The organism is Streptomyces sp. Tek67B01 (assembly GCF_055231995.1).
Genome location: NZ_JBUYUY010000001.1, coordinates 6,913,467 through 6,936,175 on the forward strand (window position 1 = coordinate 6,913,467; position 22,709 = coordinate 6,936,175).

Here is a 22,709-nt window from a genome sequence, read left to right on the forward strand (position 1 = left end):
AAGCGCAAGGAGTTGGGAATGGAAGCCAGAGCGCCACGGCCGGGTGTGCCGGTACGGGGATCCGAGTCGGGCCGTCCGGTCATGGCCGCGCTCGATCTGCTCGGGCGACGCTGGACGATGCGCATCCTGTGGGAACTGAGTCAGGCACCGGCAGGCTTCCGCGAACTGCAGCGCCGATGCGAGCGCATGTCCTCCAGTGTGCTCAGCACCCGCCTCGACGAACTGACCGGCGCCCGCCTGCTCACCCTGCACAGCGACGGCTACCACCTCACGCCACTCGGTCAGGACCTTGTCGAGGCGCTGAGTCCGTTGGACGCCTGGAGCCGACGATGGGCAAGCGAGACCGACACCGCCACGGCCGAGGGTTGACACGGCCACGGCGCGGCTGGTGCGACCGCGGCATCGAAAGCGTGAGGGGTGCCATTTCCAGGGGGGGCGGCTCGATGACCGCGCCGAGGACGCAGACGATGACGGTCACCAGAGCTGGGGTGTCGCGCCGGCGGTAGGGGGGTCTGCGGCCTCGCGACCCGGTATGACAAGACCGCCGCCTCCTATTGTTCAGATCACCCTGACTCGAAGGCCTTTGCGCTGATGTCGACGAGCTGTGCAGCCTCCGAGATCGTGTAGCCAAAGCCATCAGGGCAACGCCCTTCTCAACGTGGGTCGGTAGGGTTCCGATGAGCCGGACCACCTCATCTCGGGCCTCCCCATTTGCATAAACTGTGAATATAAAAATGCTATGCTTCGAGCATGAGTCGTCGTCAAGACACCGCTCCTGGCGCGTCCGCCGCCATCGGGGCAGCCCTCTACGGCCTGGCCACCAGGGCCGCGAGACGCCTGCCCCGGGACATGAGCCTGACGTCCGCCGCCACCCTGGCCACCCTGGACCGGACCGGCCCGCGGCGCATCACCGATCTGGCCGCGGTCGAGGGCGTCACCCAGCCCGCGATGACCGCACTGGTTCGGGTGATGGAGGAGTCCGGCCTGGTCGAGCGGCGGGGCGACGCGTCCGACAAGCGGGTCACGCTGGTGTGCCTGACCGACGCCGGAGCCTCCTATGTCCGGACGCGGCGTCAGGCGGGCGTCCACGCGTTCGAGGGGCTGATCGGCGAGCTCACCCGCGACGAGGTCGAGGCGCTGGTGGCGGCCCTTCCGGCGCTGAAGCATCTGGCGGAGCTGGAAAGCCAGGACCGCGAAGGGCCGAAGCAGTGACCGGGCAGCCGGTCGGCGGGGTCGCGGTGAAGGCGTTCCCGGTGGCGCGTTCCGAGGCGCGGCTGCTGGTCCCCGCCCTGGTGTTCATCGCTCTGGTCGTGGCGGCGGTCGCCAGCCTCGGGACGCCGCTCATCACCAGCGTGGCGACCTCGTTCCACGTCTCGCTCGGCAACGCGCAGTGGACGCTGACCGTCGCGCTGCTCAGCGGCGCCGTCGCCACACCGGTCCTGGGCCGGCTCGGAGCCGGCCCGCACCGGCGGGCCACGATCCTCGCCACGCTGGCGGTCGTCGTCGCCGGCAGCGCGCTCACCGTGCTGCCGCTGCCGTTCGAGTGGCTGCTGGCCGGCAGGGCGGCCCAGGGCGTCGGGCTCGGACTGACGGCGCTGATGATGGGCGTGGCCCGCGACCACCTCCCCGAGGAGCGCGGCGCGGCCGTGATCGCCCTGATCTCGGTGGTCTCGATCATCGGGGCCGGCGTCGGCTACCCGCTGGCAGCACTGCTCGCCGAGCTCGGCGGGGTACGGGCCGCCTACGGACTCGGCCTGGTCGTCACCGCCGCCGCCCTCCTGACCGCGTGGCGCTCCATGCCCGAAGCCCCCGAAGGCCGCTCCGCCCACGTGGACGTGGCAGGCGCGGTCGTCCTGGCCGCTGCGCTGCTCCTGGTGCTGTTCCTCGCCGGCGAACGGAATCTGTGGAGCCGGCACCTCGCCGTGGCGGCGGGCCTCGCCGTCGTCGCGGTAGTGCTGCTCTGCGTCTGGGCCGTCATCGAGCTGCGCGGCACGACGCCCCTGGTCGATGTGCGGGCGGTGCGGCACCCGGCGGTCGCCGGGGCGAACCTCGCCATGTTCGTCGGTGGGATCGGCATGTACCTCCTGCTCACGCTCATCACCCGGTACGCGCAGACGCCGCGCGGCGCCGGCTATGGCTTCGGATTGACGACCTTCGTCGCCGGGCTGGTCCTCATCCCGTTCTCGGTGCTGGGGTTCGTCGCCGGCAAGCTCACGCCGCGGGTCCGGACGCGGATCGCCGACCCCCTGCTCCTGGCCGGCAGCGCCGTCGTGGTCGGCGGCGGGTTCGCACTGTTCGCCGCGGCCCGCTCTGACCTGGCCGAACTGTTCGCGGCGATGGGCCTGCTCGGCTTCGGCGTCGGAGGTTTCACGGCCGCGATGCCCGGCGTCATCCTGGCCGTCACCCCCAAGAGCGAGACGTCGAGCGCCATGAGCTTCAACTACGTCGTCCGCAGCGTCGGGTACTCCCTGGGCAGCGCCATCGGCGGCCTGATCCTCGCCGCGGGCACCGGCCCCGGCCACCTCTTCCCCGACGACAGCGCCTACACCACCACGGCGCTGGTCGGCATCGGCGCCATGGCGATCACGACGCTGACAAGCCTCGCTCTCGCCCGCCGACGCTCGTCCGAGACCAACCCGTAAGTCAGATGCACTCATCCCAACACTGGAGGTTCCATGCCCAAGGGCTACTGGGTCAGCGTCTACCGCACCATTTCAGACCCTGAGAAGCTGGCTGCCTACAACAAGCTGGCCGGTCCGGCCGTCAAGGCCGGGGGCGGTCGGGTCCTCGCCCGTGACGGTCGGGTCGTGGCGCATGACGCCGGAATCGCCGAGCGCACCATCCTGATCGAGTTCGACAGCTTCGAGCAGGCCGTCGCGGCACGCGAGAGTGCGGCCTACCAGGAGGCGCTGGTCGCCCTCTCCGACGGCGTCGAGCGCGACTTCCGCATCGTCGAGGGCATCGACTGACCGAGGTCCAGTCGGATTTTCCCTGAAGGGCTCTGTCCGGAATCTTGAGGACCGTCGAGGTCGGCCCACTCTCTCGGCGCCGGATGGTCACTCATAGCGGGAGCGCACCGGTTACCGGTATCCCAACTCGTCCCGACGCGCGGCCGATCGCCGCCGTTCTCACCAAGGGCTCCGGACCCTGACGCCGAGGGCCCGGACGCGGTCCTGGGCCTGCGGGTCGAGCTTCAGCAGCAGGTCCTCGCCGACGACTCCGTCGCGCCGCCAGATGGTGGCCAGGGTCTCCAGACTCGCTTCGGCGACCTCCGGCTCCGCGTCGGCCGAGGTCTGCACGAGGGCTTCGACGACCGGCCTGCCCTGCAGTCCCGCGAACGCCCGTGCCATCCGGGCCCGCTGCTCCGCGGGGACGGCCGGGTCGGCGAGCGAGCGCAGCACGTCCGCTGTGTCGCGGGCGTCCTGGCAGGGCAGCACCCACACCAGGTACACGAGCTGCGCGCCGAGCACGATCAGGTACTGCAGTGGCACGAACAGGGCCACGGGCAGCAGCAGGATCAAGGGCAGCACGATCAGCCGGCCGCCCCGGATCCGCGAGGGACCGCCGGTCGGCGGCTCGAGCCGCCGACCGGCCAGCAGGACGAGTACGAACATGGTCACGACCGTCAGGAGCGGCATCACGATCAGCCCCGCTCCCAGCCCCGCGCCGAACGATGCCCAGAAGGGATCGTCACCCAGAACGGGCATAACCAGGGCCGCGGCCACCCAGCCGAGAGCGGCGGTCATGACGTAGCGCTGTAGGCAGACCCACAGCCATCTTCCCTGCCGGGTCCGGTCACCGCCGGCAGCACGGCCATCGCTGCGAGGAGCACGGCAGCCGCCGCTTCGGCCACACCCAGAAAAGTAAGCGTGCATCGGCTTGTGCCGGTCATGCGCCAACATGTCCGGCTGTGTCCCTGGTGTGCTTCGGTTGGAGCCAGTAGCGGTCAGGGTGCCTATGCGAGGGGCATGCTCGAAGTGAGGCATCAAGAGCGGCTTGTGAACGGCATCGCGTCGACCCATTCCCAAAAGGCATGGCCGGCGTTGACCACCGCCTCCATGACAGCGAACAGTCCGGAGGGCTCAACGTCGGGCGGGACATCGACGGCGACGAAGTGTTTGCCGTTCCACCCACTCGGCAGCCCGGCCGCGCTGATCTCGGCCTTGATCTCGTCAGTAGCCTGTTGCAGGTCGCCGGCGGGCAGATCAGGAGTGAACAGGAGTCGCAGCGTCCGATGCCGACATGCCCCGACCACCTCGCTGACGTAGTCGTCGTTGAGGAGCACGGTGTCGCCCAGAGCGATCCCGTAGGTCGAGAACGGAATGCAGGAGACCTCGTAGCTCCCGTCGTTGCGCGGTATGAGCCAGAGCTGTTCGGCCTGCCCCTCCAGCCCGAAGGGGGCCAAGTCGGCCCGCGCGATGTAGTTGGTCGCGGCGCGTCCGACCGGGTGCTCGTGGACGATGAACTTCATGACGGCTCCCCCCAGGACCAGCTCTGTTGGCCTGCCAGGATGCCGTGACCGATCGCTCCTGCTGTCGGCGGGGTGCGGGCAGCCCGAGTGGGACTGGTCCGGTCCGCTCGATGCGTCGGACCTGCTCGCGCTTGCTCCTCAGGAAGGTGAGGGTGAGGTCGGGTTCGTCGATCTCACCCCGCCAGCCCTCCGCGACGGCGCGTTCGCGGCGGCCGAGGAGGTCTTCCTCCAGCTCGTCGAGATAGGGCAGCATCTTCGGGTTGATGCTCGGCATCGGGCATCGGATGCCGGCTTCTCTGAACTAGCGGTTGCTCTGGTTTGCAGGAGTCGCCTCGGACCGCTGCTTCGTGTTCGGCTCTTGCTGCCGTGGGTGAGGCGCTTGACCCTCACGTGGCGTCAGGCTGCATAGTCGGTGCCGTGGAGGATCACTGGACCGTGGGACGCGTGGCCGAGCTGGCCGGCGTGAGCGTCCGCACGCTGCATCACTATGACGAGATCAGGCTCGTTCGGCCGTCGGCGCGGACCGCGGCCGGGTACCGGGCTTATTCGGCGGGCGACGTGGAGCGGCTGCGTGAGGTGCTGGCCTATCGGCGGTTGGGCTTCGGGCTGCGGGAGGTTGCGGAACTGGTCGGTGACCCGTCCACGGACGCGGTCGCGCACCTGCGCCGACTGCGCGGCCTGCTGCTGGCGCGGCGTGATCGCGCTGACGCCATGGTGGCGGCCATCGACAGGGAACTTAAGGCACGGGCGAAGGGACTGAAGGTGACACCAGAGGAGCAACTGGGAATGCTCGGTGCACGGCTGTACGACGCGATCGGCGGCGCTTACACCGCGACACGGCGTACCGAGCCGCGGATAGCCGCGCAGATCTGGGACGCGCTCGGGGACGCGCAGACGGTGCTGAACGTCGGGGCCGGCACCGGCTCCTACGAGCCTGCTGATCGCGACGTGACCGCGGTGGAGCCATCGGCGGTCATGCGGGGGCAGCGGCCTGCCGGCTCGGCGCCATGCGTGGCCGCCGCCGCGGAGAGCCTGCCGTTCGAGGACCGGTCCTTCGACGTCGCGATGGCCGTCTCCACCGTTCACCACTGGGGGGACCCGATAGCGGGGCTGCGCGAGATGCGGCGCGTGGCCCGCCGCGTGGTGGTGCTCACGTTCGACACCGACGAGCCCGGATGGCAGGACCGGTTCTGGCTCACCCGCGACTACCTGCCCGAGTTCGCCGCCGTCCTCGCAGAATTTCCCTCGCTTGCCGGGATGGCCGACGCGATCGGCGCCCGCGCTGAGTCTGTGCCCATCCCGTGGGACTGCGCTGACGGCCTGTTCGAGGCGTACTGGCGCCGACCAGGGGCGTATCTGGAGGATCACGTGCGCCGTGCGATGTCGGTGTGGACGAGGGTCGGGCCGGAGGCCGAGCAGCGGGCGGTGCGAAGCCTCAGCGACGACCTCGACTCCGGCCGGTGGGCCGAGCGCAACAGCGACCTCGCCGGCCTCGACGCGGCAGATCTCGGCCTCCGCCTGCTCATAGCTTGAACCGCGTCGCAGCGTCAGCGCCATGGCGGCTCCTGGACGGCCCGCCGGTCATGTGCGGCGCTGAGCGGGCATGGCGCTGTGGACGGGACCGGCGGCGCAACTCGGCATGCCCAGGTCGATCGCCCGCGAGCTCCGCTGGACGATCCGCGCAGGCTTGTCCTTCGCGCCGGCGAGGCTGATACGCAGACCTTCGATCTCGCCGAGCCAGCCTTCGCGTTGGGCTTCGGCGATACGGGCGATCAGGTTGTCGTGGATCTCCTCCAGTCGCTGTCGCTGTGCCGGGTCCGGCCGTAGAAGTGAGCATCTGACGCAAGCTTCTCTGAACTTGCTAGTGCTGTGACCGGGAAGGTTCACCGGGTTACTCCCCACGCTGGTTGGAAATGACTTCTCCAACCAGTGTGGGGAGGCGGGATGACGCAACCGGTCCGGGTTCGCGGGCTGACCGAGCAGGAGGGGCAGAAACTCCAGCACATCGTCCGGCGGGGCAGTACGAGTTCGGTGCGGTTTCGGCGGGCGATGATGTTACTGGCCTCGGCTGGTGGCAGCACGGTCCCGGTCATAGCCCGCCTGGTCCAGGCGGACGAGGACACCGTCCGCGATGTGATCCACAAGTTCAACGAGATCGGGCTCGCATGCCTGAACCCTCGCTGGGCGGGAGGCCGTCCCCGCCTTCTCGATCGTGACGACGAGGACTTCGTCGTCCAGACGGCCACCACCCGCCCGACCGTGCTGGGCAAGCCCTTCACCCGCTGGTCGATCCGCAAGCTCGCCGATCACCTGCGACGCAACCGTGCACGCCCCGTCCTCATCGGCCGGGAGGCCCTGCGGTGCTTACTCGCCCGCCGCGGGATCTCCTTCCAGCGCACGAAGACCTGGAAAGAGTCCCCGGACCCCAACTTCGACGCCAAACTCGACCGGATCGAGTACGCGATCAACCAGCGACCCGACCGCACCTTCGCGTTCGACGAGTTCGGACCCTTGGGAATCCGCCCCACCGCCGGCTCCTGTTGGGCCGAGAAGACAAGCCCGGACCGTCTGCCGGCCACCTACCGGCGCACCCACGGCATCACCTACTTCCACGGCTGCTACTCCATCGGCGACGATCAGATGTGGGGGATCAACCGGCGCCGCAAGGGCATAGACCACACCTGGGCCGCCTTGAGAACGATCCGGGCGGCCCGCCCGGACGGCGCCCCGATCTACGTGATCCTGGACAACCTCTCCGCCCACTTGAACTGGAGAATCCGCAGGTGGGCGGCCCGGAACAAGGTCGAGTTGTGCTTCACCCCGCCCTACGCCTCCTGGGCCAACCCCATCGAGGCCCACTTCGGACCGCTACGGCAGTTCACCCTGGCCAACTCGAACCATCCCAACCACACCGTCCAGACCCGAGCCCTGCACGCATACCTGCGCTGGCGCAACAAGAACGCCCGCCACCCCGACGTCCTCGCAGCACAACGACGCGAACGCGCCCGTATCCGCAGCGAGAAAGGCATCCGCTGGGGCGGCAGACCACTACCCATCGCGGCCTGACCGCTCAACCCGGTGAACCTTCCCGGTCACAGCACTAGTTGCGGCCCCTCGATCCCCTCCAGGGCCTCGATAGAGTCGGGGTGATGACTGGGAACCGAGGCCATTGGCCGAAGATCGATGAAGAACGCGGCGTCGAGGACGTGACTCTCCTGATCCTGGAGTGGCTGGGCGAGCAGGGTGTGAACGCCATGATCAGGATGGACGCCGAGAGGCTGGCTGACAACGCGCCAGCGTGGACGTTCGCCGCCAGCGGCGGCCCGTTGGCGCATGGGATGCGAGCTGACGGGAGGACTGTCCAGCAGTGCATGTCCGTCGCTCTTGCCCGGCTGCGCGACGCTGGCCTGTCGGTTCCGTTTTGATCTCCGGCTGCCGTTTAGCTTCGATCACGATGCCGTCTTCGTTGTTTCGACCATTCCTGTGGACTGGTTGAACTCGTCTTCTCTTAACTCCGCTTTGAAGCAAGTCAGTTGAGGTCAAGGCAGGTGCTGTCGGGTCGCGGTCCAGGCGACGATTCGCTCACGGACCGGGCCAGGTTTCAGGTGACCGACCAGGTTGTCCAGATGGGCAGTCAGGTTCTTGTGCCACCGCAGCTCGCGGATCTGCTCGATGGGAAGGTCGCGCCAGCCCTCGGCGAGACCAGCGGCCTGTGTGAGCGTGAGGGTCAGCGCCTCGAGCGTGTCGGACGCCAGCGCTTCTGGACTCCAGTCGGGGTCGGTGTCGTCAGGGCCTAGCCGGTCGATCACCCACATCCGGAGCATGAAGTCCTGCGGAGCCAACCGCGCAGAGGGCTCCTCGGCGTTGTCGAGCATGCGCCGGTTCGCGAGCAGCGACAGCTTCGCCCACTGGCGACGGGCTTCCTGGGAGTGGCTGGAGTTGTAGGCCTGTCCCTGCGCGGCGACGCGTGCTGTCTCAAGTTGCTGGCCGCGGGCGTCATGGATGAACGTCTGCAGCTGGTCGACTGTCCACGTGCTCAAATCGCGGCCTGGTTCTTCTCGATATGTGTCGCTACTCAAGGTCCCCCCTCCTGGTCGTAGGCATGCCGAGGCTGATCGCGGCCTTCTGGGACCGCCTGTCGATCTGGGCGAGCTTATCCTCGGCGCCGGCAAGGCTGACTTTCAGTCCTTCGACCTCGCCGAGTCAGCGCTCGCGCCCGGCCTCGTCAATTCGGGCGATGAGATTGTCGCGAATCTCCTCCAACCGGCCGCGCTGGGCCGGGTCCGGCCGGAGGAGCGAGCAACGAACGCAAGCGTGTTCATGGACACAAGGGCTTGAAAAGGCACGAGCGCAGGTGCCGATGGAGACCTTGCGCTTCTCGAAGTGTGCGAGGAAGGCGTCTCACTCCTCCTCGGTCGGTGTCCGATACTCGTCGCTGGGTCGGGTGGCCCTGCGGCGGGCGATGAAGGCGCGATGGGCCTCGATGGTCTCGGCCGGGTAGATCGCCTTGTAGCCCATCGTCGTATCGAGACTCTTATGCCCGCAGATCACCTGGGCGATGTGCGGTGGCAGGCCGTTCATGATGGCGTCGGTCACGAAGATCCTGCGGAAGTCGTGCGGGGAGAAGACGAGCGGTTCGCCGGCGGTATCGGTCAGGCCCGTGGCGGCCAGCGCGTTGATCAGGAGCTTGCGGAGCGCGGTCGGGGTGAAAGCGCGGTGTTCGGTGCCGATATCGCGCTGGAACAGTAGCGGCATCGGCGGGTTCCAGACGCGCTCGTGGACGTCGTAGGAGGTGACCAGTGGGATCGCGCGGCTGCCTCCTCGCAGACGGCGGACCATGGTGGAGAGGATGTCCGCCAGTTCCGGGCTGACGAGTAGGAGCCGTTCGCTGTCGGTTTTGGACGGGGCGACCTGGAGCAGGGGTACGACTTCGCCGGTGCTGGGGAGCCGGTATTCGGTGATGCTGTGGTGGGTCAGCTCCAGGAGTTCCTCGTTGCGGATGCCGGTCAGGCGCAGGACCTCGATCGCGGCGAAGGCCCAGAAGGCTTCGTTCTCCTCGTGGGTGAGGTTCCGGCGCCGCCCGGTCGAGGTCTCCTCGGCCCAGGTAAGGTGCCCGGCGGCCTTGGGCGCGACGGCTCTGCGCAAGGTTCCGACGGTGTCGGGGATCAGGTCCCCGGGCCGGGTGTACTCAGCGGCAGCCAGTAGTTCGGCTGCGGCGCGTCGCCTGCGGTCGACGGTGTCGGCCAGCAATGGCAGGACGGGCAGTCGTTCGCGGGTGCGCTGGTCCATCCGGGCCTTGCGGTGTTTGCGGTCCTTGGCCTTGCTGATCTCCTCATCGCCGATCGGGCAGGGCACCACCCACGGCGCCCAGCGGGCCGGCTCTTCCGCAGCCCAGTGGGCGATGTCCAGATAGAAGGCGCGGACCCGGATGAGCTCGTCCTTGGCGTTCAGCCTGGGGCTGGCGACCTCGACGGCGGTGCCGTCCGGTCCGATCGTGGTGCGTCTCTTGGTGGCGATGTATGTCTTCCAGGCCCGGGCCAGCGCCGGTGGCAGCCGCAGGGAGTCGATGCCCGGCGAGAGCGCTTCGATCCGGGTCCAGAACAGCCCGGCCAGCGTCCGCGACAGCGCGTCCAGGCTGGTGTAATCCAAGGACGGCTGCCGTTCGCGCAGGTAGTCCACGATCAGGTCGCGGACTGGGCGGCACCGGATCGGATAGCGATCCACGAGTTCTTCGATGCTCAGCCGGCCGGCAGCAAGCCCGAACGCCCGGATCCGTGGCCGGGGCGTCCTCAGGGAAGACACCCAAGGCTCGCAGCCGAAGGTAGAAGTCGACTTTGCGCTGACCCCCGCGGACATGGACCCGACGCAAGGTGTCGACGAGCTCCACACAGTCACCGACGGTGATGCTCGCGATCGACCCGCCCTTGCAGGCCAGAAGCATCGCGATCCGGGTCGCCGCGATGGTGGCCTCGCTCCGGGCGCTGGCCGGCCCGGACTCGGCCAGCCGTGCCAGGCTTGCGAACCCCTCGGGGTCGCGGACCTCGGCCATGACCGGAGCCAGGTGCTTGTGGGTGCGGGTGAGCATCCAGGCCAGGTCAGGACGGATGACATCGCCGCAGACCAGCATCAGTAGCCCGGAGGTCAGGTCAACGCGCTCATACGACGGCGACGGTCCACTCTGACGCAAGAAGCGCAGCGGGAGATCTGTCCAGTCCGCGCCGGGGATCTCCTCGGCGCGGCTGGCCTTCCACCGCTGCTGCCAGGTATCCCCTGGAAGGCTGGACAACCAGCCCAGAAGCTTGGCGACCCCGCGCCGTCGCCCGGCCCTGGTGGCGTTGGCCGCCGGCAAGAACGGTGGCGCCGTCAGCCGACGCAGCACCTCATCCGCCGACTGCACCGTCGCTGGCCACCACGCCGCCGCGGAGCGGGGCGGGAACCGTTCCCGCAGTACGTGGTTCCGCGCCCGGACCTGTTCGACTGTTGCATTCGCGGTCTGCAGTTGTCGGCGCGTCGAGTGCTTTGTGGTGATGGTCATGAAGACCGCCCGAACAGCACGTTCAAGGCTTCCGGGTCCTAGTCTTCTGAGTCAGGAATTCTGTTCAGATGTGTAGGCTTGCGGTATGGCGCGGATGGGGCGGCCGAAGGCCGAGTTGAGGTTGTCGGATGAGGAGCGGGCCGCACTCGAGGGGTGGGTGCGGCGCCGTTCCACGCCGCAGGCGTGGGCACTTCGTTGCCGGATCATCCTGGCCTGCGCGGAAGGCGCTTCGAACAAGGATGTAGCGGCCCGGCTCGGCTCGACCGCGCATGCGGTGGGCCGCTGGCGGGCGCGTTTCGTCGAGCACCGGATCGCCGGCCTGGGCGACATGCCGCGATCCGGCGGTCCGCGGTCGGTCACGGACGAGCAGGTCGCCGCTCTGGTCGCCAGGACACTGGAGTCGACACCGAAGAACGCGACGCACTGGTCGACGCGGTCGATGGCGAAGGAAACGGGCCTGTCGCAGTCGACCGTGTCGCGGATCTGGCGGGCGTTCGGCCTGCAGCCGCACCGCTCTGAGACCTTCAAGCTGTCGACCGACCCGTACTTCGTCGACAAGGTCCACGACGTCGTCGGCCTCTACCTCGATCCGCCGGAACGGGCCCTGGTCTTCTGCGTGGACGAGAAGTCCCAGATCCAGGCACTGGACCGCTCGCAGCCCGTCCTGCCGATGATGCCCGGCGTCCCGCAAAGGGTCACGCACGACTACGTCCGGGCCGGCACCACCACCCTCTTCGCCGCCCTGGAGGTCGCCACCGGCAAGGTGATCGGCTCACTCCACCGCCGCCACCGCGCCGAGGAGTTCAAGAAGTTCCTCATCAAGCTCGACAAAGAAGTCCCGGCCGGCCTGGACGTCCACCTGGTGCTGGACAACTACGCCACCCACAAGACCCCGGCCATCAAGACCTGGCTGGTGGCCCACCCCCGGTTCCACCTGCACTTCACACCCACCGGGTCGTCCTGGCTCAACCTCGTGGAGCGGTGGTTCGCCGAGCTGACGAACAAGCAGATACGACGAGGCGTCCACAAGACCGTCCAGGCCCTGGAGCAGGACATCCGGGCCTGGATCGCCGCATGGAACAGTGACCCGAAGCCCTACGTCTGGACCAAGACCGCAGATGAGATCCTCGAACGCCTCGCCAGCTATCTGAACAGAATTCCTGACTCAGGAGACTAGGGCCTGTGTGATGTCGTGATCAGTTTCTGGGTTCTGTCCTCGTCGCGAGGTGGAATCCGGTACGACTGTGGTTGTGACACGCAGGCAACTCACCAATGCCCAGTGGAAGTTCATCGAGCCGTATCTGCCGATCGGTAGGTACGGCCCGTATCCGGAGCGGTTGCGGGAGCAGTTCGAGGGTGTGATCTGGCGGTTCCGCTCCAGTGCTCAGTGGCGGGAGATGCCTGCCGAGTTCGGCCCGTGGGCCACGGTCTACGGACGCTTCCGCGTCTGGCGGGACGCCGGTGTCTTCACCGCCCTCTTGGAAGGCCTGATCGCCGAGGCAGCCCGCGTGGGAAGAACGGACTTGTCGCTGGTCAGCGTGGATTCCACAACGGTCCGTGCCCACCACGACGCCGCGGGGATGCGTGTCAGCAAGCACCTCATGGAGGCCCTGGAAGAAGCCGCACAGGAACAGGAAGCGGCCCGGCAAAAGGGGGCGGACCGGAGGAACAGAACGGACAGGCCGAGCGTCGCCGCATCCGCCGCAGACGCAAGCTCCGCCTGAAGGAAGCCCTCCTCGGCAGGTCCCGGGGCGGCCTGACCAGCAAGATTCACCTCGCTGCGGACCGCAGGTGCCGTCCGCTTTCAATGGTGCTGACCGCCGGGCAGGCCGGGGACAGCCCGCAGTTCATCCCCGTGCTCGCGAGGGTGAGAGTCCGCCTGCCCGTCGGCCGTCCCCGCACCAAGCCCGGCGCGGTCGCCGCAGACAAGGCCTACTCATCCCGCGGCAACCGCGCCTACCTGCGCAAACGCGGAATCAAGGCCGTCATCCCGGAGAAGAAGGACCAGGCCGCCAACCGGAAGAAGAAGGGCGCACGAGGCGGCAGACCCGTCAGCCACGACACCGACCTCTACAAGGAACGCAACACCGTCGAGCGCCTGATCAACAAGCTGAAGGCCTGGCGAGGGATCGCCACCCGCTACGACAAGTCACCCGAAAGCTACCTCGCCGGCCTCCACCTCCGCGCCGCAATGATCTGGATCGACGACCTGGTGAAGACCACCGAATGATCGCGACATCACACAGGCCCTAGCCGGGTGCCGGAGGCGGCGGCGCCGGCTCGGCGTGCCGGTCCGCCCGCCGGGCGTGGTGGGCCAGCACCTCGGCCACGACCTCGTCCTGGCGCGGCGCGAGGTAGATCTCGGTCGTGGTCAGATGCGCGTGCCCGAGGACCCACTGCACGTCGGTCAGCGTCAGCGCCGGGTCGCGCACCATGCGGGCGGCGGCGCTGTGACGAAGGTCGTGAAGGGTCCAGTCCGCGCCGAAGGTGGCGTTTACCCGCTCGAACATGCGGTGGGCGCCGTGATAGGTCAGCGGCCGATGGGGGCGTCGCACCGTCCACCAGACCGGCCTGATCCTCCCGCGGGGCATCAGCCCGTGAAGATCGTGCTGATACAACCGCAGCCACACGAACGCGTCTGCGGACGCCGGCACCTGCTGCACGGCGCGGGCCCCCTTCCGCACCACGCTGATCAGCTGCTGTCCGGGGTCGACGTCGCACTGGCAGCAGACCCAACAGCTCCGATGCCCGAACCCCGGTGGAGATCCAGAACGCCACCATGGCCCGGTCGCGGGTTCGACGGCAGAGCCGCGAAGAGCTCGTTGAACCACGCGTCCGGGATCGAGCGCGGGATCCGCTTGGGCAGGCTCGGCCGGTACCGCCCCACCCGCTCGGGCTTCCATGTCTCCATCGGGTTGTGGTGAGCGTGGGCGCGACCTGACTTGCGCGACGGGTCCGAGGGGAAGGGATTGAGTAGCGGCCCGGTGCCGGCGTCGCGGTGGAAGTCGTAGAAGCGGCGCAGCACCGTCTCACCGTGGGCGACAGTGGCCGGGGCATACCCCTGCCCGTCGCCGGCTTCCCGGTCACGGCGTTCGGTGCCCCCGCCATTCCAACTGGACGGCTGACCACCGACTTTGGCCTGCGCGGCTTGGCAGTCAACTGAATCCAGCAGCGGTAGTCCCGAGCCTCAAGCCGCTTCGCACGAACCCAGCTGACGTCCACCGCGTGGAGGAACCGCCACCAGCGCAGCAGATCCATCCCATAGGAGCGGACCGTGGAAGCGGCCCTCCCGGCAGCGAGCAGATCCTGAAAGTAGACGGCGACCGCCTCCACCTCCGCACCATCGGAATCGACAAGCCGGTACGGCTCGTACCGATTGCCGGTCTCCACCAGCCGACCCGCCCGCGGGACCACCAGGGCTGCCAGATCTCGATTGGTCACACGCTCGTCCATCACGACCTGAGACCGTAGCGTCCAACTCCAGCACTTGCCCTCTGAACTGCGGAAACTCCGTCCATCGTTCAGTCAACGGGGCAGGGGGTGCGCCGCACGCGGTAAGGACGCGGCTCGTCCTGTTGGGTAGGGCCCGTTGTCAGAGAGTGTTGGCAAGATCATCGCTATGAATGGCACACGTACCACCCCGCCGCGGCCGGTCGACGTCGCCGCAGTCTTCCCCGCGCTGGCCCGGCTGGCCCGCCCGGCGGTCCGGTTGCACCCGCGTCCCGGCTCTCCCACGGTGCACGACAGCTCGATCGGAGGGCCCCTGCTGTGGCCCGCACAGGAACCCTGGCCGTACTGCCGTATCGAGCATGATGGCCTCCACCCCCTGGTGCCCGTGGCCCAGTTGTACGCGCGGGACGTACCCTTGCTGCGGCCGCCGGGGCGGACCGACCTGCTGCAGGTCCTGTGGTGCCCTTCGGAGCACGCGCCGGACTCAAGCATTCCGATCGAGTTGTTTTGGCGGACCGCCGCGGATGTCACCGACGTGCTGGCCGCGCCGCCCGAGCCGTTCGACGCGGACGAGGACCTCTACGTGCCTGAGCCGTGCGTGCTCGCACCGGAGCAGGTCACCGAGTACCCCGATTCCCTGGAACTCCCCGAGGAGTTGAAGCAGCAGATCACGGACCCCGCGCCCTGGCGGGCGGCGGGCATCGTGGTCGACGATGCCGACCCGACGGAGCTCTACGACAATGCGCTGTCCCACGCCCCCGGCTGGAAGATCGGTGGCTGGGCCCCCTGGGGACTCACCGACCCCGTGCCGCGGTTCTGTGCGCCCTGCGGTACAGCGATGACGCCGCTGCTGACCATCGCCTCGTCCGAATGGCACCGGAACAGCACGAGTTGGATCCCGTACGAGGACCGGGTCCCCGGGGCAACCGACGACGGTCGGTCCAATCCGGCCGAGATCACGGTGTTGGACGCCAATCACCTCCAGCTGTACGCCTGCCCGACGAGCGGAGGTCATCCGCACAGCGACCTGATCCAGTGAGGGGCTGCAAAAAACCCGGAACCGGGTAACGGAAGTCCGCACTCCGCAACCTGGAGTTGTGCCGGTGTCGCCGCATTCCTGACGCGGCGAGGTCGTGGTCACGGAAACCGAAATTGTTCGATATCCGTTCTTGCCAACCAGCCTGCTCCGTCACAACCCTGCGGGTAAGGGTCCTTACCGGACCCCCCTTGACCAGCGCCCCGCTCGACGCCGGCTCCGCCCGCTGCCCCCTTGACCAGGTCGACGGCACGGCCGCGAAGGCCGCATCGTTGTGGAAGGCTTCTGCTCTTCCTCAGGCCGAGTCTGGTGCGCTCGCGCCGCCGAGGAGTCTGTCCACGAGGAGTTGCGGGTATCCGGTGGCGGGCAGGTCGATTCCGAAGATCGCCCGGATGTAGAAGGGCGCGATCAGCTGGTCGAGGATCTGCTCGAGCGGTGGCGGGTTCTCGCCCCGGGTCGTGGCCCGCTCGCGGATCTGCTCGATGGAGCGCATGCGGCGCCGGAAGTGTTGGGCGCGCTCGGTCTGTGCCTGGGTGCTGCCGGGCATGGAAAGGATGACGGCGCGCACGAGGGCGCGCCCCTCGGGTGTGCGCATGCTCGCGACGCCGGCTTCGGCCCAGGCGATGAGGTCACCTCGCAGGGTGCCGGTGTCGTTCAGCGGCGAGTCGCGCTCGAGGCGGGTGGTGACGGTGTCGGCCAGCAGGGCGTCGAGGCTGCCCCAGCGCCGGTAGACGCTGGTGTGGTTGACGCCGGCGCGTTGCGCGATCGCGGGGATGTTGAGGTCCTCGTCCTCCGGGGCCGAGAGAAGGTCGATGACCGCTTGGTGGACGGCGGCGCGGACCTGTTCGGGGCTCCTGCGGATGCGGGCGGCCGGTTTGTTCTGAGTCACACCCCCATCTTAAGCACAGATATTTGCTTCCGAGCGTTCGAGGCCCTACAGTCGGCAACGCAAGCACAAATCTGTGCTTGTGTTGCCGTCGAAGGAGACCGCCGTGAAGCAGCTGCTGTTCCCGGACAACACCCAGTTCTGGTACGAGACCCTGCGCTCGATGAGCCACATTGCCTACGGCGGCGCCGACTTCGGCGAGGTCGTCTCCACCGCCGCGCGGATCACCGAGGGCGACTACGACAGCTGGTACACCGAGTGGTTCGCCACCGCCGGACGGGTGTCGTCGGAGGCCGAGAAGGCTCTGGCGGCAGGTCACCGGGTCAGCGCCCGCGACGGGTTCCTGCGCGCCTCGAACTACTACCGGTCGGCGGAGTTCTTCCTGCACGGCAAGGACTGCGACCCGCGCCACGACCACGCCTACGACCGCTCCGTTGAGTGCTTCAAGGCAGCTGCCGCCCTCTACACCACCCCGAGCATCGAGCCGGTCCGGATTCCCTACGAGAACACCACGCTGCCCGGCTACCTCTACCGGGCCGACGATTCGGGCACCCCCCGGCCGACGCTGATCATGCACAACGGCTTCGACGGCACCGCGGAGGAGATGCACTTCTTCGGTGCGCTGGCCGCCGTCGAGCGGGGCTACACCGTGCTCGTGTTCGACGGCCCCGGAATGCCCGGGCCGCGTCACCACCAGGGCCTCGTCTTCCGTCCCGACTGGGAGAACGTCATTACCCCGGTGATCGACTTCGCCGAGACGATCCCGGAGGTCGACAACAGGCGCATCGCACTGCTCGGTCTCAGCATGGGCGGAGTGCTCGCCCCCCGGGCAGCCGCGTTCGAGCACCGGCTGGCCGCGCTGATAGCGGTCGACGGCCTGTACGACCTCGGCCAGACGTCCGTCCGCAACATCCCCGGCGACCGCAAGGAGGCCGAACGCCTCCTGCGGGCGGAGGCCGCCCCGGAACTCGACGCCGCCCTCGAGCAGATCATGGCCAAGGACCCGATCGCCCGCTGGGCACTCAACCACGGCATGTACGTCATGGGGGTCGACACCCCCCGCGCCTTCAACGCCTCCTACCTCGACTACACCCTCGCCGACGGGATCGCCGAGAAGATCCAGTGCCCCACCCTCGTCTGCGACGCCGCGGAGGACGAGTTCTTCAAGGGCCAGCCCGAACAACTCTACGAACACCTCACCTGCCCCAAGACCCTCATGCTCTTCACCGCCGAGGAGGGCGCCGGCGCCCACTGCCACCCCGGCGCCGCGCGCCACGCCAACGCCCGCATCTACGACTGGCTCGACGACACCCTCACCAATACCCAGCCCTGACTCCCACCCCACCAGGGACCGCCAGGAACCCTGCTGTCCGAACCCTCTCGAAGGACCCCACATGACCCGCACCGGCATCAAGGCCGCCCTCACCGACCTGCTCCTCAACGAGGACATCACCCTGACCGAGGCCGCCGACCGGCACTTCACCCCCGACTACCGCCAACGCACCGACGGCGAGTGGGTCGACCGCTCCCAGTTCCTCGACCACATCGCCCACCTGCGCACGCTCGTCGCCGCAGGAGAGGTCGAGGTCCACGAAGAGCTCTACGACGGCGACAGGTACGCCGACCGGCACACCTGCCACATCACCAAGAAGGACGGTACGACCGTGAGCATGGAGGTCTACCTGTTCGCCGACCTGGCCCCCGACGGCCGCTTCCAGCGCATCGAGGAGACCACCTTGATGGTCAACGGCTCGGACGCCGACCGCCACCTCGGCAGGGCCCGCTGACCGCCCCCGCCCCGCGAACACAGTCCGGCCCCCCCTGGCCCGCACCCGGGCAGAAGAGGGCGGACAGCGGCCCGTTCCCGGCCGTCGAGGCCCTCGGCTTCGTTCATACCGCTTCAACGATCACGCCTCCATGCCGGGCACGCGCCGCCGGCCGCCGCGGCACGTTGTGGCTGGAGCGGCGGTGCCGAGCGACGGATCCCGCTCCGGCTCGTCGGGCAGACCGTGACGCCCACCCCCCTCCCCGGATGCCTTCCGGGGCGTGGCCTCGGTCTGCGTGACTCGCGCATCAGGGCCGGTGTCCTGGGCAACTGTGGGGCATGAGCCAACTCTTCGGGTCGGGTCGGTCCTATTGGATGCAGACGGCCGCCATTTCGTCCTTCGCTCCCTTGGCTGCGTCGGTGGAGGTGGACGCGGCGGTTATCGGCGGGGGCATCGCCGGCCTCAGCTCAGCCTGGGAACTCACCCGCGCGGGGCTGAGCGTCGCCGTGCTGGAGGCGGACCGGCTCGCGGAAGGGGTGACAGGCCACACCACCGGAAAGCTCACCGCCCTGCACACCGCCGTCTACGACACGCTGCGCACCAAGCACGGCGAGGACGCCGCCCGCCTGTACGCGACGTCCCAGAGCGCCGCGCTGCGCCACGTCATCGAGGTGGCCGAGGACCTCGGCATCGACTGTGACCTCGAACGCCGCCCCGCTTTCACCTACTGCGAAGAACAGGACGGCGTCGAGGCCTTGCGGGCCGAGGCGGAGGCGGCGCGGGCGGCGGGCCTCAACGCCTCCTTCGTCACCGAGACGGGGTTGCCGTATCCGGTGGCGGGCGCCGTCATGGTCGAGGACCAGGCCCAGTTCCACCCCCTGGCCTACCTGCGCGGCCTCGTCGACGACCTCCTGGCGCACGGGGCCCGACTGTTTGAGAACACCCGTGTCACCGGCCTGGACGGCGGTGATCCGTGCCGGGTGACGACTGCCTCCGGCGTCACCGTCACCGCCCACCACGTCGTCGTGGCAACCCACCACCCGGTCTTCGACCACGCCCTGCTCACCACTCGCCTCACCCAGCACCGCGACCTGGTGATCGCGGGACGCCTACGCCCCGACCGGGATCCGGACGGCATGTACATCACCCAGGAAGGCGGCAAGCGATCCGTGCGCACCGCGCCGCTCCCGGACGGCAGCCGGCTCCTGATCGTTACGGGAGAGGCATTCACCCCCGGCACAGGCGAGGACACGGAAGCCGGCTACGCGCGCCTGCACGCCTGGACCGAGGAGCGCTTCCCTGGTGTGCAGCTCTCACACCGGTGGGCGGCGCAGGACAACAGCGCCACCGATTCACTGCCTCTCATCGGCCGAATGCCGGTCGAAGGCGGAAACGTCCACGTGGCCACGGGCTTCGCGGGGTGGGGCATGACGGGCGGAGTCCTGGCCGGCCGGCTCATCACCTCCCTCATCACCGGCACCGATGAGCCCTGGGCCGGGCTGTACGACCCCGGGCGCACCGGTGCTGCCCTCCGGGAGGCGCCCGCGTTCCTGAAGGCTCAGTGGGACACCGGTAAGCACTTCGTCAAAGACCGCCTCGCCACCATGGGCGACGGCACGAACGGCCCCGTCAGCGCCCTGAAGCCCGGTCAGGGAACCGTCGTACGGGCGGGTGGCAAACCATGTGCCGTCCACCGTGACGATCAGGGCGAACTACACGCCGTCTCCGCGGTCTGCACCCACATGGGCTGCCTGGTCGCCTTCAACAACGCCGAACGAACCTGGGAGTGCCCCTGCCACGGCTCCCGCTTCGGCATCCACGGAGAGATCCTCCAAGGCCCGGCGCTGCGCCCGCTGGAACAACGAGATCCCGGAGACCTTTGACCCCCTGCTGCGGCGAGTGCTTGAGCCAAGGCGCATTCATGTCGTTGCAGGGTGCGCACGCAGGCGGTGAGGGTGGGGCTCTCGGTGGTCATGCGGGCGACATCGGGCCCGAGAACCCGGAAACCGGGTCCGCTGCCGTGGTGACATCGTTGAACGCGGCGCCGCGCCGGACGTCGTGGAGTATTCGCGACGAGCAGGTCTGGAGCTGTCGGAGTACGAGGCGGCACGGTCTGCCTGATCGAGTGGAGAGGCGGCGGTCCCTACCTGTGGGTTCGCCCACCCGTGTGAGCGCCCCGCCCGTCCAGAACCACAAGGGAAGGACGATGAGCGGTGGCCGTTACGGCATGTGACAGGTGCCGCCGCGGACCATGTCGAGGTGCATGGCGACGACGGGCCGTGCCTTCTTGGCCGCATCTATGACGGCTGTGTCGCTGCCGGAGCGGATCTGCGTGTCGATCAGGGCCAGGGTCTTGGTGTGGGCGGCTTCCTGAGTGCTGAGCCACGCTGGGTCGTATCCGGCCGTTCCGGCCTTGGCCTGGACACCTTGCAGGGCGTGCTGCTGCTCCGGGGTGGGGGCGTTGGGCAGTGTCATGGCGCTCTTGACAGCGAGGGCCTTGAGTCTTGGTGGAGCTTTTGGTGATCGGCGACGAGCTTCGCGCCGACCTCCTTGACGCAGGAGGTCATTGCGTTCTTCTGAGCGTCTGCCGGCGGATATTTCCGCCAGGTTGCCCTCGTGGGCGGACCTGACGAAGTTGGTGTCCTGATTGCTGGCGGCCGCGGCGGCGAATGCCGCCGGTGCACACAGTCCGCCCCGCAACTATCGCGGCGGCGGACGCTGCGAGAAGTCGCTTGCGCATGGCGTTCATCTCCTCCTCGCGGCCCGGGTCCGGAGGACCCGCGTGGAGGCCGCGTCGTGTGGCCCCTACCCGACGGATCCCGGCCAAACGTCCCCCGGCCCTGCATTCCCCTCACGGGGCGCCGGTCCTGCTCTCGTTCCTGATCGCGGTGCCGACCGTGATCGTGCCGTGCAACAGGCAACGCACGCGCCGATAGCGCCCTGCGGCGTGAGCAGGCTCGCCACGACGTTTCGCCCACCAGCACCTGCTCCTCAAGCGGCAGATACTGGGCGCCGTCGTGGCCCGGTCCGAAGAACTCAAAGCCGAATACGGCCGGCGCTACGCGCTCCTGCGCCGCCGCTTGGTCGGCCTCACCGCCGCAGCCCTCGCATTCTTGACGGCCGTGGCGCACCGTGGCGTGAGACCGCTGCACGCCGTGTCGCAGCGGTGTGTGCAAACGGACGGGACGGGTGCCGACGCTCGTCGATCAGCCGCTTCCGGTGGCGGGGCGCGGCGGGCCGAAACGGACCGGACAGACGCCGGGCGAGGTGTGCGTGAGCGGTTCGGTGTCCGGGGGAGTCAGTCCCGCCGAGCGGGTGAGGGTCTCGTCGAGGTCGACGAGGGTCCCGCGTTCCAACGGCCACGCTCCGTGTTGAACGGGCGTTTTCCACATGATCCCCGTACGGCGGGAGTAGGCGCGGGAGCGGTCGGCGAGCCAGGTGTCCAGAGCCGAGGCTGTGACGGCGGGGCCCCTGCGGACGGTCAGCCGATACGACGGACCGTTGCCGCGGCGAAGCCCGGCGTAGCGGTACTCGGGCCCGTCCATGTGCAGGGAGAGGTCGGCCAGGTGGTAGGGGATGCCGATGCTTCGCGCCGCCAGCATGAGCGGGTTGGCCACCTCCAGGGACAGGAACCAGATGCCTTGGGGACCGTCCTGATCCCCCAACCGGACGTAGGTACGCAGGTTCGTCTCCGGGAACGTGGCGCCTGGGAAAGGTAGGCCCAGTACGCGCATCGACGCCATGACGAACGGTGTCAGGCTCACCCATGCCTTGCCGCGGAAGGTGTCGACGAGGAGCCCGTGGGGGAGCAGGGACTGTATTTCCTGCGGTGCGTAGGGCCAGTGCACGAACGCCTGATGTGTCCAACACGCGCGCAACACCGGAAGCCCCACGGGGCGCTCGACCATCGGGCCACTCGCGTCCGGGGCACTCACGTCTTCACCGGCTTCCACCTGCTTTCACCGCCGGGCGGCTCGTCCCCCGCATGCGCCTGCCCCGTTCCATGCGGGATACCTGTCTGCGGGCGGGCGCCTGGCCGGGTACGCGGTCGCGGGCTGCCGGCTTTCGGGCGGGGCCTCCTCGTCAGGTGGCCTCGACGCGGGCCGGGCTGTGGTCGGTCAGCCGCAGGAGTTGCTGGACGGCGACGGTAGTGGTGATGGCGGGGCTGTTGTATGGGCAGTCGACGGCTTGGCGGAAGGTGGCTGTCGATCCGGTGAGGGCGAAGGCAGCTCCGGACACGCCGTGTACCTGGGCATCGCGGACGCGGCGAATGGCGTGTGAAGCTTCGTCGCCGTCGCCGTCGCCGTCGCCGTCGCCGCCCTGGCCGGGATCAGTAGCGGTCCTGCCTCCGCCGCCCCCAGCCCCGATCAGATCATCGTCAACCAGCCAGCCTGTCGATATCGACCATGTGCAACATGGTGCGGAGTTGGCCCCCACCGGTTGGAAGTTCTACATCGGGAACACGGTGCAGGGGTCCCACCCTTCATTCGACTCGAGTTACGACACCGGGCAAGCCGCCTACCAGTCTCTTCGATCATGGCCAACACTTCAGGGCGCGGGATGGG

At 68.6% G+C, this 22,709-nt stretch carries 23 protein-coding genes and 1 pseudogene; 13 read left to right on the plus strand and 11 right to left on the minus strand.

Annotated features, from left to right (window positions below; translation table 11 throughout):
- Positions 1-18 precede the first annotated feature (18 nt).
- The 4 genes from ACV7NM_RS31515 (at position 19) to ACV7NM_RS31530 (ending at position 2,969) form a co-directional block, all read left to right on the plus strand.
- Positions 19-369, plus strand: a complete 351-nt coding sequence (locus tag ACV7NM_RS31515; RefSeq protein WP_463413503.1) for a winged helix-turn-helix transcriptional regulator — start codon at positions 19-21, stop codon at positions 367-369.
- A 480-nt stretch (positions 370-849) separates the two neighbouring features.
- A complete protein-coding gene (locus ACV7NM_RS31520; RefSeq protein WP_463414133.1) occupies positions 850-1,212 on the plus strand; it encodes a MarR family winged helix-turn-helix transcriptional regulator in 363 nt (120 codons plus the stop codon).
- Positions 1,209-2,642: an MFS transporter gene (locus ACV7NM_RS31525; RefSeq protein ID WP_463413505.1), complete on the plus strand. Its 1,434-nt coding sequence runs from the start codon at positions 1,209-1,211 to the stop codon at positions 2,640-2,642. Before ACV7NM_RS31520 ends, ACV7NM_RS31525 begins: the two co-directional genes overlap by 4 nt.
- 33 nt (positions 2,643-2,675) lie before the next feature.
- Positions 2,676-2,969 (plus strand): DUF1330 domain-containing protein, encoded by a 294-nt coding sequence (locus ACV7NM_RS31530; protein ID WP_463413506.1) that lies wholly within the window; start codon positions 2,676-2,678, stop codon positions 2,967-2,969.
- Between the two features lie 159 nt (positions 2,970-3,128).
- On the opposite strand, the gene ACV7NM_RS31535 is transcribed toward ACV7NM_RS31530, so the two are convergent.
- Positions 3,129-3,746, minus strand: coding sequence for a hypothetical protein (locus tag ACV7NM_RS31535; protein WP_463413508.1), 618 nt, complete (start codon positions 3,744-3,746; stop codon positions 3,129-3,131).
- A 239-nt stretch (positions 3,747-3,985) separates the two neighbouring features.
- Positions 3,986-4,471, minus strand: coding sequence for a DUF4265 domain-containing protein (locus tag ACV7NM_RS31540; RefSeq protein WP_463413509.1), 486 nt, complete (start codon positions 4,469-4,471; stop codon positions 3,986-3,988).
- A gap of 435 nt (positions 4,472-4,906) precedes the next feature.
- On the opposite strand from ACV7NM_RS31540, the gene ACV7NM_RS31545 reads away from it, so the two are divergent.
- Positions 4,907-6,004, plus strand: a complete 1,098-nt coding sequence (locus ACV7NM_RS31545; protein ID WP_463414134.1) for a MerR family transcriptional regulator — start codon at positions 4,907-4,909, stop codon at positions 6,002-6,004.
- Positions 6,005-6,052: 48 nt separating this feature from the next.
- On the opposite strand, the gene ACV7NM_RS31550 is transcribed toward ACV7NM_RS31545, so the two are convergent.
- A complete protein-coding gene (locus ACV7NM_RS31550) occupies positions 6,053-6,358 on the minus strand; it encodes a hypothetical protein (protein ID WP_463413510.1) in 306 nt (101 codons plus the stop codon).
- A 57-nt stretch (positions 6,359-6,415) separates the two neighbouring features.
- Here ACV7NM_RS31550 and ACV7NM_RS31555 point away from each other — a divergent pair, with 57 nt between their 5' ends.
- Both ACV7NM_RS31555 and ACV7NM_RS31560 read left to right on the plus strand, forming a co-directional pair.
- Positions 6,416-7,537 (plus strand): IS630 family transposase, encoded by a 1,122-nt coding sequence (locus ACV7NM_RS31555; RefSeq protein ID WP_463413511.1) that lies wholly within the window; start codon positions 6,416-6,418, stop codon positions 7,535-7,537.
- Positions 7,538-7,620: 83 nt separating this feature from the next.
- On the plus strand, positions 7,621-7,896 hold the full coding sequence (locus ACV7NM_RS31560; RefSeq protein WP_463413512.1) for a hypothetical protein: 276 nt from the start codon (positions 7,621-7,623) through the stop codon (positions 7,894-7,896).
- Positions 7,897-8,010: 114 nt separating this feature from the next.
- Here ACV7NM_RS31560 and ACV7NM_RS31565 read toward each other — a convergent pair whose 3' ends face one another.
- Together ACV7NM_RS31565 and ACV7NM_RS31570 are read right to left on the minus strand one after the other, a co-directional pair.
- A complete protein-coding gene (locus tag ACV7NM_RS31565; protein ID WP_463413513.1) occupies positions 8,011-8,550 on the minus strand; it encodes a hypothetical protein in 540 nt (179 codons plus the stop codon).
- A gap of 322 nt (positions 8,551-8,872) precedes the next feature.
- Positions 8,873-10,195: a tyrosine-type recombinase/integrase gene (locus ACV7NM_RS31570; RefSeq protein WP_463413514.1), complete on the minus strand. Its 1,323-nt coding sequence runs from the start codon at positions 10,193-10,195 to the stop codon at positions 8,873-8,875.
- Between the two features lie 905 nt (positions 10,196-11,100).
- Between ACV7NM_RS31570 and ACV7NM_RS31575 the strand changes: the two genes are divergently transcribed.
- Complete coding sequence (locus tag ACV7NM_RS31575; RefSeq protein WP_463413795.1) at positions 11,101-12,183, plus strand: IS630 family transposase; 1,083 nt, start codon at positions 11,101-11,103, stop codon at positions 12,181-12,183.
- Positions 12,184-12,256: 73 nt separating this feature from the next.
- Positions 12,257-13,236: pseudogene (locus ACV7NM_RS31580) on the plus strand (IS5 family transposase).
- A gap of 19 nt (positions 13,237-13,255) precedes the next feature.
- Here ACV7NM_RS31580 and ACV7NM_RS31585 read toward each other — a convergent pair.
- Both ACV7NM_RS31585 and ACV7NM_RS31590 read right to left on the minus strand, forming a co-directional pair.
- Entirely contained in the window at positions 13,256-13,516 is a 261-nt protein-coding gene (locus tag ACV7NM_RS31585) for a tyrosine-type recombinase/integrase (protein WP_463413515.1), read from the minus strand.
- A 182-nt stretch (positions 13,517-13,698) separates the two neighbouring features.
- Positions 13,699-14,031 carry a hypothetical protein gene (locus tag ACV7NM_RS31590; RefSeq protein ID WP_463413516.1) on the minus strand — a complete coding sequence of 111 codons (333 nt, stop codon included), beginning with the start codon at positions 14,029-14,031 and terminating at the stop codon, positions 13,699-13,701.
- 594 nt (positions 14,032-14,625) lie between these two features.
- On the opposite strand from ACV7NM_RS31590, the gene ACV7NM_RS31595 reads away from it, so the two are divergent.
- Positions 14,626-15,495, plus strand: a complete 870-nt coding sequence (locus ACV7NM_RS31595) for a YwqG family protein (protein WP_463413517.1) — start codon at positions 14,626-14,628, stop codon at positions 15,493-15,495.
- 292 nt (positions 15,496-15,787) lie between these two features.
- Here the strand turns inward: ACV7NM_RS31595 and ACV7NM_RS31600 are convergent, their stop codons facing one another.
- Positions 15,788-16,381 (minus strand): TetR/AcrR family transcriptional regulator, encoded by a 594-nt coding sequence (locus ACV7NM_RS31600; protein WP_463413518.1) that lies wholly within the window; start codon positions 16,379-16,381, stop codon positions 15,788-15,790.
- A 103-nt stretch (positions 16,382-16,484) separates the two neighbouring features.
- Here ACV7NM_RS31600 and ACV7NM_RS31605 point away from each other — a divergent pair, with 103 nt between their 5' ends.
- From ACV7NM_RS31605 to ACV7NM_RS31615, 3 genes are all read left to right on the plus strand, one after another.
- The gene (locus tag ACV7NM_RS31605) at positions 16,485-17,711 is read left to right on the plus strand and encodes an alpha/beta hydrolase family protein (RefSeq protein ID WP_463413519.1); all 1,227 of its coding nucleotides are present in this window, start codon (positions 16,485-16,487) and stop codon (positions 17,709-17,711) included.
- Between the two features lie 61 nt (positions 17,712-17,772).
- A complete protein-coding gene (locus ACV7NM_RS31610) occupies positions 17,773-18,165 on the plus strand; it encodes a nuclear transport factor 2 family protein (RefSeq protein WP_463413520.1) in 393 nt (130 codons plus the stop codon).
- A 317-nt stretch (positions 18,166-18,482) separates the two neighbouring features.
- Entirely contained in the window at positions 18,483-20,027 is a 1,545-nt protein-coding gene (locus ACV7NM_RS31615) for an FAD-dependent oxidoreductase (RefSeq protein ID WP_463413521.1), read from the plus strand.
- 337 nt (positions 20,028-20,364) lie between these two features.
- On the opposite strand, the gene ACV7NM_RS31620 is transcribed toward ACV7NM_RS31615, so the two are convergent.
- From ACV7NM_RS31620 to ACV7NM_RS31630, 3 genes are all read right to left on the minus strand, one after another.
- The gene (locus ACV7NM_RS31620; protein ID WP_463413522.1) at positions 20,365-20,844 is read right to left on the minus strand and encodes a DUF4142 domain-containing protein; all 480 of its coding nucleotides are present in this window, start codon (positions 20,842-20,844) and stop codon (positions 20,365-20,367) included.
- A 506-nt stretch (positions 20,845-21,350) separates the two neighbouring features.
- Positions 21,351-22,052 (minus strand): YqjF family protein, encoded by a 702-nt coding sequence (locus tag ACV7NM_RS31625; RefSeq protein WP_463413523.1) that lies wholly within the window; start codon positions 22,050-22,052, stop codon positions 21,351-21,353.
- 175 nt (positions 22,053-22,227) lie between these two features.
- Positions 22,228-22,383 (minus strand): hypothetical protein, encoded by a 156-nt coding sequence (locus tag ACV7NM_RS31630; protein ID WP_463413524.1) that lies wholly within the window; start codon positions 22,381-22,383, stop codon positions 22,228-22,230.
- Positions 22,384-22,709 lie beyond the last annotated feature (326 nt).